A 13043-nucleotide genomic window follows, 5' to 3' on the forward strand; every position below is an offset into this window, starting at 1 on the left:
GATTTTATGCCATCCGCAAGGTTTGCGCAGGTTGTGCGGCACGCTTCGCGGGTAATACGCAAATCCGCTAGTCTTGGTTATCCATTGAAGGAGCCAATGCATGTTCGAATCCGCCGAAATCGGCCACAGCATCGACAAGGAGGCTTACGACGCCGAGGTACCCGCTTTACGCGAGGCCCTGCTCGAAGCCCAGTACGAACTCAAGCAGCAGGCGCGCTTCCCGGTGATCGTGTTGATCAACGGCATCGAGGGCGCCGGCAAGGGTGAGACGGTAAAACTGCTCAACGAGTGGATGGACCCGCGCATGATCGACGTGCTCACGTTCGACCAGCAGACCGACGAAGAGCTGGCCCGCCCGCCCGCCTGGCGCTACTGGCGGGCCCTGCCACCCAAGGGGCGCATGGGCGTGTTCTTCGGCAACTGGTACAGCCAGATGCTGCAGGGGCGGGTGCATGGGGTGTTCAAGGATGCGGTGCTCGACCAAGCCATCACTGGCGCCGAACGCCTGGAGCAGATGCTGTGCGACGAAGGCGCGCTGATCATCAAATTTTGGTTTCACCTGTCCAAGAAGCAGATGAAGGCGCGGCTGAAGTCGCTCAAGGACGACCCGCTGCACAGCTGGAAGATCAGCCCACTGGACTGGCAGCAATCGCAAACCTACGACCGTTTCGTGCGCTTTGGCGAGCGCGTGTTACGCCGCACCAGCCGCGACTATGCGCCGTGGCATGTCATCGAGGGCGTCGACCCCAACTACCGCAGCCTGGCGGTGGGGCGCATTTTGCTCGAAAGCCTGCAGGCAGCGCTGGCCAACAACCCCAAGGGCAAGCACCAGGGCAACGTCGCCCCGTTGGGCCGCAGCATCGACCAGCGCAGCCTGATCGGCGCCCTGGATATGACCCTGCGCCTGGACAAGGCCGACTACCAGGAACAACTGGTCACCGAACAGGCCCGCCTGGCCGGCCTGTTGCGCGACAAGCGCATGCGTCGGCATGCGCTGGTGGCGGTGTTCGAAGGCAACGACGCTGCCGGCAAAGGCGGTGCCATCCGCCGCGTGGCGGCGGCGTTGGACCCGCGCCAGTACCGCATCGTGCCGATTGCCGCGCCCACTGAAGAAGAGCGCGCTCAGCCTTACCTGTGGCGGTTCTGGCGGCACATTCCAGCGCGCGGCAAGTTCACCATCTTCGACCGCTCCTGGTATGGCCGGGTACTGGTGGAGCGGGTGGAAGGCTTCTGCAGCCCGGCCGACTGGATGCGTGCCTACAGCGAAATCAACGACTTCGAAGAGCAACTGGTGAACGCCGGTGTGGTGGTGGTCAAGTTCTGGTTGGCGATTGACCAACAGACCCAGCTGGAGCGCTTCGAAGAGCGCGAGCAGATCCCGTTCAAGCGCTACAAGATCACCGAGGATGATTGGCGCAACCGCGACAAATGGGATGACTATACCCAAGCGGTGGGCGACATGGTCGACCGCACCAGCAGCGAAATTGCGCCGTGGACGCTGGTTGAGGCCAACGACAAGCGCTGGGCGCGGGTGAAGGTGTTGCGCACCATCAACCAGGCGCTTGAGGCGGCGTTTGCCAAGGACAAGCGGTAAACCTTTGCAGCCCTATCGCCGGCAAGCCAACTCCCACAGAAATATCACTGCCTCGAGACCTGTGCAGTACCTGTAGGAGCGGGCTTGCCGGCGATAGGGCCAGTACAGGCAGTACACCTGCCAAGCCATGCCACGGAAGAATGACCTGATGAATTCTTTTCGCGGCACTCGCCGCCGTCCCCGCCCTCCAAGCCCGTAGAATTCAACCACCCCACCACGGGCTCGAGCGAGGATTTTATGCACACCACTACTGGCCGTTGGGGCTATGGCCTGTTACTGGCACTGCTGACTGCGCTGCTTTGGGGCATCTTGCCGATCAAGCTCAAGCAGGTGCTGCAAGTGGTCGACCCGGTCACGGTCACGTGGTACCGCCTGCTGGTTTCCGGGGGGCTGCTGTTCGCCTGGCTGGCGGCCCAGCGGCGCTTGCCGTCGTTCGGCAAGCTGACGACCAAGGGCAAGGGCCTGGTGGTGGTAGCCGTGCTTGGCCTGATGGGCAACTACGTGCTGTACCTGATCGGCCTCAACCTACTTAGCCCGGGCACCGCGCAACTGGTGGTGCAGATTGGCCCGGTACTGTTGCTGGTGGCCAGCGTGTTCGTATTCCGCGAGCGTTTCAGCCTGGGGCAGGGCCTGGGCCTGTTGATCCTGTTGGCGGGGTTTGGCCTGTTCTTCAACCAACGTCTGGAAGAATTGCTGACCTCGCTCGGCACTTACACCACCGGCGTGTTGACCATTTTGCTGGCCACTAGCATCTGGGTGTTCTACGCCCTGAGCCAGAAGCAACTGCTGACGGCGTGGCACTCGCAACAGGTAATGGTGGTGATCTACCTCAGTTGCGCCGCACTGCTCACGCCTTGGGCACACCCCTTGGAGGCGTTGCAACTGAGCCCGGTGCAAGGCTGGCTGTTGCTGGCCTGTTGCCTGAATACCCTGGTGGCTTATGGCGCCTTTGCCGAGGCGCTGGCGCACTGGGAAGCGTCGCGGGTGAGTGCCACGCTGGCGCTGACCCCGCTGGTCACCTTCGTCGCGGTGGCGTTGGCGGCGGTGGTGTGGCCGGAGTATGTGCAGGCCGAGGACATCAATGGCCTGGGCTATGTGGGGGCGGTGACGGTAGTGCTGGGCTCGGCGCTGGTGGCGTTGGGGCCATCGCTGGTGGCCGGTTGGCGCGCCCGCAGGGCGCGGTTGGCGCAGGTTCATTGATCGCCTGTACCGGCCTCTTCGCGGGTCAACCCACTCCCACAGGATTACCCCAAGGCCGAATAGTGTGGGTTCCCTGTGGGAGCGGGTTTACCCGCGAAGAGGCCGGTGCAGGCAACTGATTGTTTAGCCTTTACCTCCGGGCGCGAGCATGTTCTCCGGCCTTACCCACTGGTCGAACTGCTCATTGGTCAGGTACTTCAACTCCAATGCCGCCTCGCGCAGGGTCTTGCCCTCGCTATAAGCCTTCTTGGCAATTTCCGCCGCCTTGTCATAGCCAATGTGCGGGTTCAACGCCGTCACCAGCATCAACCCGCGCTCCAGGTGCGCGGCCATCTGTTCGGCATCCGGCTCGATCCCTGCCACGCAGTGCTGTTGGAAGTTGCGGCAACCATCAGCCAGCAATTCGATCGACTGCAGCAGGTTGTGAATGATCACCGGCTTGAACACGTTCAGCTGCAAATGCCCCTGGCTGGCAGCAAAGCCGATGGCCGCGTCGTTGCCCAGCACTTGGCAGGCCAGCATCGACAGCGCCTCGCACTGGGTCGGGTTGACCTTGCCCGGCATGATCGAGCTGCCCGGCTCGTTGGCCGGCAGGCGCACCTCGGCCAACCCGGCACGCGGGCCGGAGCCCAGCAGGCGCAGGTCGTTGGCGATTTTCATCAGGGCCACGGCCAGGGTCTTCAGGGCACCGGCCAGGCTGGTCAGCGGCTCGTGGCCGGCGAGGGCAGCAAACTTGTTCGGCGCGGTGACGAACGGCAGGCCGGACAACGCCGCCAGCTCGGCGGCGATGGCTTCGGCAAAACCATGCGGGGCGTTAAGCCCGGTACCCACTGCCGTACCGCCCTGGGCCAGTTCGCACACCGCCGGCAGGGTGGCGCGGATGGCGCGCTGGGCGTAGTCGAGCTGGGCAACGAAGGCGGACACCTCCTGGCCGAAGGTGATCGGCGTGGCGTCCATCATGTGCGTGCGGCCGGTCTTTACCAGCTTGTGGTGGCGTGCCGACAGCTCGGCCAGCCCGGAGGACAGTTCGGCGATGGCCGGCAGCAGCTTGTCGTGTACCGCCTGCGCTGCGGCAATGTGCATGGCGGTGGGGAAGCAGTCGTTGGAGCTCTGCGAGCGGTTGACGTGGTCGTTGGGGTGCACCGGCGCCTTGCCGCCACGGCCCTTGCCGGCCAGTTCGTTGGCCCGCCCGGCAATCACCTCGTTGACGTTCATGTTGCTCTGGGTACCGCTGCCGGTCTGCCACACGACCAACGGGAACTGGTCATCGTGCTGCCCCTCCAGCACTTCGTTGGCGGCCTGTTCGATCAGCCGGGCGATGTCGGCCGGCAGGTCGCCATTGCGGTCGTTGACGCGCGCTGCGGCCTTCTTGATCAGTGCCAGGGCGTGCAGTACCGCGAGGGGCATGCGTTCCTTGCCAATGGCGAAGTTGATCAGCGAACGCTGGGTTTGCGCACCCCAATAGGCGTCCTCCGGAACTTCGACCGGGCCCAGGCTGTCTGTCTCGATACGGCTCATTCTGTACGCACTCCTGTGTAGTTCGAAATCGCAGTTTAGGCCCTGTTTCGACCGAGCGGTTCCGTCGCTCGTCGTGCCACTTGAGCACATCGCCACCACGGCGCAGAATGCTCTACTCTGAGGTACCCGCCTCCCTCTCTTCTGAAGGAAATGCAATGACCCGTCTCCGTGTCCTTTGTGCCGCCGTTGCCCTGGTTTGCGCCAGCGGCCAGGTGCTCGCTGCCACTGCCAGCCACAACGCTGCTGCCGAGAAGTTCCTGACCCTGGCCAACGCCGACAAGCTGGGCACCCCGGTGTACATGCAGGTTCAGCAGATGTTCGCCCAGCGTTTCGCCCAGACCAAGGCCCCGGCCGCCAAGCAGCCAGTGCTGGAAAGCTACCAGGCCAAGGCCAACGCCGCCCTGGACAACGCCATTGGCTGGAACAAGCTGAAGCCGAAGATGGTCGACCTGTACACCCAGACCTTCACCGAGCAAGAGCTCAAGGACCTGGTCAAGTTCTACGAATCGCCGCTGGGCAAGAAAGTGCTGCGCGAAATGCCCAAGGTTACCCAGCAGTCGGCCCAGCTGACCCAGCAGAGCCTGGAGCCAGCGGTACCGGTGGTGAACAAGCTGCTGGAAGACATGACCAAGGAGCTGGACCCTAACGCTGGCAAGGCCGCCGCCCCAGCGAAGAAGTGAGTACGCCGCGATGACCATGCAACAGCGTATCGAACAGCAGTTGGCCGCCCTGGCGCCGCAACACCTGCAAGTGCTCGACGAAAGCCACATGCACAGTCGTGGTCAGGAGACCCACTACAAGGCAGTGATCGTCAGCGAGCAGTTTGCTGGGTTGAACAGCGTCAAGCGCCACCAGAAGGTGTACGCCACCATGGCCGAGCTGATGGGCCAGATCCACGCCCTGGCTATCCACACCTACACCGCCGAAGAGTGGGCCAAGGTTGGCGTGGCGCCGGCCTCGCCGGTGTGCGCGGGCGGCGGGCACTGAAACCTTTTTGTTGTTCTGGTAGAATCCGCTTCATCCCAAAAGGGGGCTGCTGTGCAGCCCATCGCCGGCAAGCCGGCTCCCACACCTGTGGGAGCCGGCTTGCCGGCGATGGGCGCGCAGCGGCCCCTTGTTTATTGTGTAACCCGGTCCGCCCCTTACGAGGGCAACCACCTGGAGAACCTGCTTCATGTCCCAACCCATCGTCGTCGCGGCGCTGTACAAATTCGTCACCCTGCAAGACTACGTCGAGCTGCGTGAGCCACTGCTCAAGGCCATGCTCGACAACGACGTCAAAGGCACCCTGCTGCTGGCCCACGAAGGCATCAACGGCACCGTGTCGGCCACCCGCGAAGGCATCGACGGCCTGCTGGCCTGGCTGCGCAACGACCCGCGCCTGGTCGATGTCGACCACAAGGAATCGTACTGCGACGAACAGCCGTTCTACCGCACCAAGGTCAAGCTCAAGAAAGAGATCGTCACCCTCGGCGTACCGGGCGTGGACCCGAACCAGGCAGTGGGCACCTACGTTGAACCCAAGGACTGGAACGCGCTGATCAGCGACCCGGAAGTACTGCTGATCGACACCCGCAACGACTACGAAGTGGCCATTGGCACCTTCAAGGGCGCCATCGACCCGAAGACTGAAACCTTCCGCGAGTTCCCCGACTACATCAAGGCCAACTTCGACCCCAGCAAGCACAAGAAGGTTGCCATGTTCTGCACCGGTGGCATTCGTTGCGAAAAAGCTTCCAGCTACATGCTCGGTGAAGGCTTCGAGGCGGTCTATCATCTTAAGGGCGGCATCCTGAAATACTTCGAGGAAGTGCCTCAGGAACAAAGCCTGTGGGACGGCGACTGCTTCGTCTTCGACAACCGCGTCACGGTGCGCCATGACCTGAGCGAAGGCGAGTACGACCAGTGCCATGCCTGCCGCCACCCAATCAATGCAGAGGAGCGCGCGTCCGAGCACTATTCGCCAGGGGTCAGCTGCCCGCATTGCTGGGACACCCTGAGCGAGAAAACCCGGCGTAGCGCCATCGACCGGCAAAAGCAGATCGAGCTGGCCAAGGCCCGCAACCTGCCGCACCCGATCGGTTACAACTACAAAGCCGAGGCTTGATGCATGCCTGCACGCCTGATCTATGTGATGGACCCGATGTGCTCTTGGTGCTGGGGTTTTGCCCCCGTGGCCGAGGCCTTGATCGCCCAGGCGCGTGAGGCAGGCGTGCCCACCCAGCTGGTGGTTGGCGGGTTGCGCAGCGGCGGCAGCGCCTTGGACAGCTCCACCCGCAAATACATCCTCGAACACTGGCAGGCGGTGGCCGAAGCCACTGCGCAGCCGTTCCGCTTCGAGGGGGCCATGCCCGATGGCTTCGTCTACGATACCGAGCCTGCGTGCCGGGCTCTGGTCACTGCCCGCGAGTTGGACGCCGAGCGCGTCTGGCCGCTGCTGGCGCTGATCCAGCGTTCGTTCTACCAACAGAGCGTGGATGTGACCATTGCCCCGCAGCTGGTCGAGTTGGCCGAACAGGCCGGTTTCGACCGCGCCGTGTTCGCCGAGGCCTTTGCCCGCGCCGCCACTCGCGCCGCCACCGTGGCCGATTTTGCCTGGGCCCAAGACCTCGGCATCGCCGGCTTCCCCACGCTGCTGGCCGAGCGTAAGGGCCAACTGGCCCTGCTGACCAACGGCTACCAGCCGTTGGAGCGCCTGCAGCCCTTGCTCGGCCGCTGGCTGCAGCAGGCCGCGTGTGCTTGATGTGCCTGGGTCACCCGACCCGGTGCCGGGCAAGCCTCACACTGTGGCCGATCGACTGAGCTGGGCGGAAATCCGCCGCCTGGCCCTGCATCACAAGAAAAACCTCTGGTCCGCCAACCTGATTGCCGTATTGGCGGCTTGCTGCAGCGTGCCTATCCCGTTGCTGCTGCCGCTGCTGGTGGACGAAGTGTTGCTCGGCCATGGCGATGCTGCGTTGAAGTGGATGAACCAGCTGCTGCCGTCCAACTGGCAAGTGGCCGCCGGTTATATCGGCCTGATGCTCGCACTTACTCTGTGCTTGCGCCTGGCCGCACTGGCGTTCAACGTACTCCAGGCCAAGCTGTTCGCCGGCTTGGCCAAAGACATCGTGTACCGCCTGCGCATTCGCCTGATCGAGCGGCTCAAGCGTATTTCGCTGAAGGAATACGAAAGCCTCGGCAGCGGCACGGTGACCACCCACCTGGTCACCGACCTGGACACCCTCGACAAGTTCGTTGGCGAAACCCTTAGCCGCTTCTTGGTTGCCATGCTGACCCTGACCGGTACGGCGGCCATCCTGATCTGGATGCATTGGCAGCTGGCCTTGCTGATCCTGCTGTTCAACCCGCTGGTGATCTACTTCACCGTGCAGTTGGGCAAGCGCGTCAAACACCTGAAAAAACTCGAAAACGACAGCACCGCGCGGTTTACCCAGGCGCTGGCGGAAACCCTCGACGCCATTCAGGAAATCCGCGCCGGCAACCGCCAGGGCTATTTCCTTGGCCGTTTGGGCCTGCGTGCCCGCGAAGTGCGCGACTATGCCGTGGACTCGCAATGGAAGAGCGATGCCAGCGGCCGCGCCAGTGGCCTGCTGTTCCAGTTCGGCATCGACATCTTTCGCGCGGCAGCGATGCTCACCGTGCTGTTCTCCGACCTGTCGATTGGCCAGATGCTGGCGGTGTTCAGCTACCTGTGGTTCATGATTGGCCCTGTGGAGCAGTTGCTCAACCTGCAATACGCCTATTATGCCGCCGGCGGAGCGCTAAGCCGCCTCAACGAGCTGCTGGCGCGTGCCGACGAGCCGCAATACCCGGCCGCCAGCGACCCGTTTGCCGGCCGCGAGACGGTGGGCATCGAAGTGCGCGACTTGCGTTTTGCCTATGCTGACGAGCCGGTGCTCGAGCACCTCGACCTGTCTATCGCCCCGGGCGAGAAGGTGGCAATCGTCGGTGCCAGCGGTGGCGGCAAGAGCACCCTGGTGCAACTGTTGCTGGGCCTGTACAGCGCCCAGGCTGGGACCATCCGCTTTGGCGGTGCCAGCTTGCAGGAGATCGGCCTGGAAACCCTGCGCGAAAACGTCGCGGTGGTGCTGCAGCACCCGTCGTTGTTCAACGACAGCGTGCGAGCCAACCTGACCATGGGCCGCGACTGCAGCGACGAGGCCTGCTGGCAGGCGCTGCGCATCGCCCAGCTGGATGCCACCATCGCCGCGTTGCCGCAAGGCCTGGACAGCGTGGTGGGGCGCTCCGGCGTGCGCTTGTCCGGTGGCCAGCGCCAGCGCCTGGCGATTGCCCGCATGGTACTGGCCGAGCCTAAGGTGGTGATCCTCGACGAAGCCACTTCGGCGCTGGATGCCGCCACCGAGTACAACCTGCACCAGGCCCTGGCGCGCTTCCTCAGCGGCCGCACCACACTGATCATCGCCCACCGCCTGTCGGCAGTGAAACAGGCCGACCGGGTGCTAGTGTTCGACGGCGGGCATGTGGCCGAAGATGGCGACCACCAGCAGCTGATTGCTGAGGGTGGGTTGTATGCCAAGCTGTATGGGCACCTGCAGCAGAGCTGAACCTGTCATAAAAAACCCAATCACGGCGATGGCAAATGGCCTACGCTGTGCTTGTCTGGGTTGATTTGCGCCTTATCTGCTCTGTGACAGGGACTCCATGAAGGGACATCGCACTCTAGAAGCGCCAAAGTTGCTCGGTATTACCTGGCCCTTCATCGCCGTTGTGGTCTTCCAGGTGGCGCTGGGTAGCCTCAGCCTTTATACGCTTTCGGCCGTGCGCGCCTATGTCGCCGGCGAAAGCCTGTGGTCGAAGGCGCAAAAAGACGCTATCTACTACCTCAACCTGTACGCCGAGACCCGTGACGACAGCGTCTATCAGCGCTATCGCCAGGCAATCACCGTGCCCCAGGGCGACCACCGCCTGCGCGAGGTGCTCGACCAGCCCAGGCCTGACCTGGATGCCGCGCGCCAGGCCGTGTTGCAGGGCGGTAACCACCCCGACGATGTCGAGCGGATCATTTGGTTCTACCGCAACTTCCGCAATGTCAGCTACATGCAGACGGCCATCGACTATTGGGACATCGGCGACGACTACCTGGCCAAGCTGGACATGCTGGCCATCGAGATGCGCGGCAGCTTCGCCGTTGGCCAGGTTGATGCCCGCACGGTAAGCGACTGGAAGGCCCGCATCGTGACCATCAACGAAGGGGTCACCCCGGCCGCCAAGGCGTTCAGCGATGCGCTGGGTGAAGGCTCGCGCATGTTGCTGCGGGTGCTGCTCATCACCAACCTGCTGACCGCGCTGTTCCTGATCACCATTGCCTGGCGCCGTTCCAGCAAGCTGCTGGCCCAGCGCCAGGCCTTTGCCAGTGCCCTGCAGGAGGAAAAGGAGCGGGCGCAGATTACCCTGCAGGCCATCGGCGATGCGGTGATTACCACCGATGTGGAAGGCGCTATCGGCTACATGAACCCGGCCGCCGAGCAATTGACCCATTGGCAGGCCGGCCAGGCCCTTGGCCTGCCGCTGTCGGCGTTGTTCAGCCTGGTGGATGAACAAGCCGAGGAAGATGGCCGCAGCTTGGTCGAGCAGGTGCTCAGCGGCAGCCTCCAGGGCGGTGCCGAGCATGCCCGGCTGATCCAGCGCCTGGACGGTAGCACCGTGTCGATCAACCTGGTCGGCTCGCCCATCGTCAATGACGGCCAGGTCAGCGGAATCGTGCTGGTGCTGCACGACATGACCCAGGAGCGCCAGTACATTGCCAACCTGTCCTGGCAGGCCACCCATGACGCCTTGACCGGGTTGGCCAACCGCCGCGAATTCGAATACCGCCTGGAGCAGGCCCTCAATGACCTGGCGCGCCAGGTTGGGCGGCATTCGCTGATGTTCCTCGACCTCGATCAGTTCAAGCTGGTCAACGACACCTGCGGGCATGCCGCCGGTGACGAGTTGCTGCGGCACATTTGTGCGGTGCTGCAATCCGGCCTGCGCGAAGGTGACACCCTGGCCCGCTTGGGCGGCGATGAATTCGGCGTATTGCTGGAAAACTGCCCGGGCGACCAAGCCGAGCGCATTGCCGAGCAGTTACGCCAGATGGTGCAGAGCCTGCACTTCGTGTGGAAGGGGCGGCCGTTCGTGACCACGGTCAGTATCGGCCTGGTGCACATGGCCCAGGCCCCCGGCACCCTGGAAGCCTCGCTGCGCGCCGCCGACATGGCCTGCTACATGGCCAAGGAAAAAGGCCGCAACCGCGTGCAGGTGTACCACGCCGATGACAGCGAGCTGTCCATGCGCTTTGGCGAAATGGCCTGGATCCAGCGCCTGCATGTGGCCCTGGAAGAAAACCGCTTCTGCCTGTACGCCCAGGAAATCGCTCCGCTGAAAACCTTCGAAGGCCCGGGCCATATCGAGATCCTGCTGCGCCTGCACGACGAAAGCGGCCGCACCATCCTGCCCAACAGCTTTATCCCGGCGGCTGAACGCTACGGCCTGATGACCGCGCTGGACCGCTGGGTGGTGCGCAATGTGTTTCTGGTGATCCGCCAGTGCCTTGATGAAGGGCGGGAAGGGCCGTTGTCGGTCTGCGCGATCAACCTGTCGGGGTCGAGCATTGGTGACGACAAGTTCCTTGAATACCTGCAGCGGCTGTTCGTCGAGTACGCCATTCCGCCGCGCATGATCTGTTTTGAAATCACCGAAACCAGCGCCATCGCCAACCTGGGCAGTGCCATTCGCTTTATCAACGAGTTGAAGGGGCTGGGTTGCCGCTTCTCGCTCGACGACTTCTGCGCTGGCATGTCCTCGTTTGCCTATCTCAAGCACTTGCCCGTGGATTACCTGAAGATCGACGGCAGTTTCGTCAAGGACATGCTCGACGACCCGGTCAACCGGGCCATGGTCGAGGTCATCAACCACATCGGCCACGTAATGGGTAAGCGCACCATTGCCGAATTCGTCGAAACACCCTTGATCGAGCAGGCCTTGCAGGAAATTGGCGTGGATTACGCCCAGGGCTACCTGATCGAACGCCCCCAGGTGTTCACCTGTGACAGTCTGCAGCGCCAACGGATCGCCACCCGGCCTCTGTTGCAGCGGGCGCCTGGCACGTTTCGCTAGCTACACATCACAAGGATCAAGGAGCTGAAAGTGATTGATGCATTCGTTCGTATCGGGCCTTTGATGGACCCCGCCAGCTACCCTCAATGGGCCCAGCAATTGATCGAAGACTGCCGCGAGAGCAAGCGCCGGGTGGTTGAACATGAGTTTTATGCGCGCCTGCGCGACGGCCAGCTGAAACAGTCGACCATTCGCCAGTACCTGATCGGTGGCTGGCCGGTGGTGGAGCAGTTCTCGCTGTACATGGCTCACAACCTGACCAAGACCCGCTATGGCCGCCACCAGGGCGAAGACATGGCACGGCGCTGGTTGATGCGCAACATCCGCGTCGAGCTCAACCATGCCGACTACTGGGTGAACTGGTGCCAGGCGCACGGTGTGCACCTGCATCAGTTGCAGGCCCAGGAGGTGCCGCCTGAGCTGAATGGCCTGAACGACTGGTGCTGGCGCGTGTGCGCCACCGAGAACCTGGCCATTTCCATGGCGGCGACCAACTACGCCATCGAAGGCGCGACTGGGGAATGGTCGGCGGTGGTGTGCTCGACCGACACCTATGCGCTGGGCTTCCCGGAGGACCAACGCAAACGGGCGATGAAGTGGTTGAAGATGCATGCCCAATATGATGACGCGCACCCGTGGGAGGCGTTGGAGATCATCTGCACCCTGGCCGGCGAGAACCCGACCCTGGGGCTGCGCAACGAACTGCGCAGGGCGATTTGCAAGAGTTATGACTGCATGTACCTGTTCCTGGAACGGTGCATGCAGCTGGAAGGGCGCCAGCAGGGGCGTATGCGCCCGGCGTTGGCGGCGGGCTGATACCTGCTTTAGCCTCTTCGCGGGCGTGCCCGCGAAGAGGCCAGGGCAGGCTTACTGGGCGTTGAACGCCTGCCCGTTCACCGCTTTGCTGTCCGGCCCCATCAAGTACAGGTACACCGGCATGATCTCTTCAGGCAGTGGGTTGCTCTGCGGGTTCTCGCTGGGGTACGCCTGGGCGCGCATTGCCGTGCGCGTGGCGCCCGGGTTGATGCTGTTGGAGCGCACCGGCGCTACGCCTTCCAGTTCGTCAGCCAAGGTTTGCATGAGGCCCTCGGTGGCGAACTTCGACACCCCGTAAGCGCCCCAGTAGGCCCGGCCCTTGCGCCCCACGCTACTGCTGGTGAACACCACCGACGCGTCTTCCGACAGCTTCAGCAGCGGCAACAAGGTGCTGGTGAGCATGAAGGTGGCATCGACGTTGATGTGCATCACCCGCATGAAGTTGTCGCCCGACAGCTGCTCCAGCGGCGTGCGCGGGCCAATGATCGAGGCGTTGTTGAGCAAGCCGTCGAGGCGGCCGAATTGGTCCTCGATCATCACCGCCAGTTCGTCGTACTGGTGGGGCAGGGCGGTTTCCAGGTTGAACGGAATTACCACTGGTTGCGGGTGCCCGGCAGCTTCGATCTGGTCGTAGACCTCGTTGAGGTTGGCCTCGGTCTTGCCCAGCAGCAGCACGGTAGCCCCTAGCGCGGCATAGGCCTTGGCGGCAGCGGCGCCGATGCCGCGGCCGGCACCGGTAACCAGGATGACCCGGCCTTGCAGCAGGCCGGGGCGGGCGGTGTAGTCGAACATA

The 13043-nt window shown here is 63.3% G+C and carries 11 protein-coding genes; 9 read left to right on the plus strand and 2 right to left on the minus strand.

All coding sequences use genetic code 11. The features are described 5' to 3' along the window. Positions 1-100: 100 nt before the first annotated feature. Together pap and DV532_RS06495 are read left to right on the plus strand one after the other, a co-directional pair. Positions 101-1594, plus strand: coding sequence for a polyphosphate:AMP phosphotransferase (gene pap, locus DV532_RS06490; protein ID WP_056807391.1), 1494 nt, complete (start codon positions 101-103; stop codon positions 1592-1594). Positions 1595-1831: 237 nt separating this feature from the next. Continuing rightward, positions 1832-2794, plus strand: a complete 963-nt coding sequence (locus DV532_RS06495; protein WP_056807388.1) for a DMT family transporter — start codon at positions 1832-1834, stop codon at positions 2792-2794. A gap of 123 nt (positions 2795-2917) precedes the next feature. Here DV532_RS06495 and DV532_RS06500 read toward each other — a convergent pair whose 3' ends face one another. Next, on the minus strand, positions 2918-4312 hold the full coding sequence (locus tag DV532_RS06500; RefSeq protein WP_056807385.1) for a class II fumarate hydratase: 1395 nt from the start codon (positions 4310-4312) through the stop codon (positions 2918-2920). Between the two features lie 155 nt (positions 4313-4467). Between DV532_RS06500 and DV532_RS06505 the strand changes: the two genes are divergently transcribed. The 7 genes from DV532_RS06505 (at position 4468) to DV532_RS06535 (ending at position 12250) form a co-directional block, all read left to right on the plus strand. Continuing rightward, the gene (locus tag DV532_RS06505) at positions 4468-4992 is read left to right on the plus strand and encodes a DUF2059 domain-containing protein (RefSeq protein WP_003252642.1); all 525 of its coding nucleotides are present in this window, start codon (positions 4468-4470) and stop codon (positions 4990-4992) included. A 10-nt stretch (positions 4993-5002) separates the two neighbouring features. Next, complete coding sequence (locus tag DV532_RS06510) at positions 5003-5299, plus strand: BolA family transcriptional regulator (RefSeq protein ID WP_056807382.1); 297 nt, start codon at positions 5003-5005, stop codon at positions 5297-5299. 187 nt (positions 5300-5486) lie between these two features. Further along, on the plus strand, positions 5487-6419 hold the full coding sequence (locus tag DV532_RS06515; RefSeq protein WP_056807379.1) for a rhodanese-related sulfurtransferase: 933 nt from the start codon (positions 5487-5489) through the stop codon (positions 6417-6419). A 3-nt stretch (positions 6420-6422) separates the two neighbouring features. Next, on the plus strand, positions 6423-7055 hold the full coding sequence (locus DV532_RS06520; protein WP_056807377.1) for a DsbA family protein: 633 nt from the start codon (positions 6423-6425) through the stop codon (positions 7053-7055). Next, positions 7048-8880, plus strand: coding sequence for an ABC transporter ATP-binding protein (locus tag DV532_RS06525; protein ID WP_056807374.1), 1833 nt, complete (start codon positions 7048-7050; stop codon positions 8878-8880). The genes DV532_RS06520 and DV532_RS06525 overlap by 8 nt, the downstream gene beginning before the upstream one ends. 97 nt (positions 8881-8977) lie before the next feature. Beyond that, a complete protein-coding gene (locus DV532_RS06530) occupies positions 8978-11434 on the plus strand; it encodes an EAL domain-containing protein (RefSeq protein ID WP_056807371.1) in 2457 nt (818 codons plus the stop codon). Between the two features lie 30 nt (positions 11435-11464). Further along, positions 11465-12250, plus strand: a complete 786-nt coding sequence (locus tag DV532_RS06535) for a TenA family transcriptional regulator (RefSeq protein ID WP_056807369.1) — start codon at positions 11465-11467, stop codon at positions 12248-12250. A 51-nt stretch (positions 12251-12301) separates the two neighbouring features. Here the strand turns inward: DV532_RS06535 and DV532_RS06540 are convergent, their stop codons facing one another. Continuing rightward, entirely contained in the window at positions 12302-13042 is a 741-nt protein-coding gene (locus DV532_RS06540) for a YciK family oxidoreductase (protein WP_056807366.1), read from the minus strand. Position 13043: the final 1 nt, after the last annotated feature.

Origin of the sequence: Pseudomonas sp. Leaf58, assembly GCF_003627215.1 — a bacterium.
Taxonomy (GTDB): Bacteria; Pseudomonadota; Gammaproteobacteria; order Pseudomonadales; family Pseudomonadaceae; genus Aquipseudomonas.

Bases quoted from the DNA above. Each gene is read 5' to 3' on its own strand.
- DV532_RS06505 (WP_003252642.1), top strand. From the start codon at position 4,468: ATGACCCGTCTCCGTGTCCTTTGTGCCGCCGTTGCCCTGGTTTGCGCC.
- DV532_RS06515 (WP_056807379.1), top strand. From the start codon at position 5,487: ATGTCCCAACCCATCGTCGTCGCGGCGCTGTACAAATTCGTCACCCTG.
- DV532_RS06500 (WP_056807385.1), bottom strand. From the start codon at position 4,312: ATGAGCCGTATCGAGACAGACAGCCTGGGCCCGGTCGAAGTTCCGGAG.
- DV532_RS06520 (WP_056807377.1), top strand. From the start codon at position 6,423: ATGCCTGCACGCCTGATCTATGTGATGGACCCGATGTGCTCTTGGTGC.
- DV532_RS06495 (WP_056807388.1), top strand. From the start codon at position 1,832: ATGCACACCACTACTGGCCGTTGGGGCTATGGCCTGTTACTGGCACTG.
- pap (WP_056807391.1), top strand. From the start codon at position 101: ATGTTCGAATCCGCCGAAATCGGCCACAGCATCGACAAGGAGGCTTAC.
- DV532_RS06510 (WP_056807382.1), top strand. From the start codon at position 5,003: ATGACCATGCAACAGCGTATCGAACAGCAGTTGGCCGCCCTGGCGCCG.
- DV532_RS06540 (WP_056807366.1), bottom strand. From the start codon at position 13,042: ATGTTCGACTACACCGCCCGCCCCGGCCTGCTGCAAGGCCGGGTCATC.
- DV532_RS06530 (WP_056807371.1), top strand. From the start codon at position 8,978: ATGAAGGGACATCGCACTCTAGAAGCGCCAAAGTTGCTCGGTATTACC.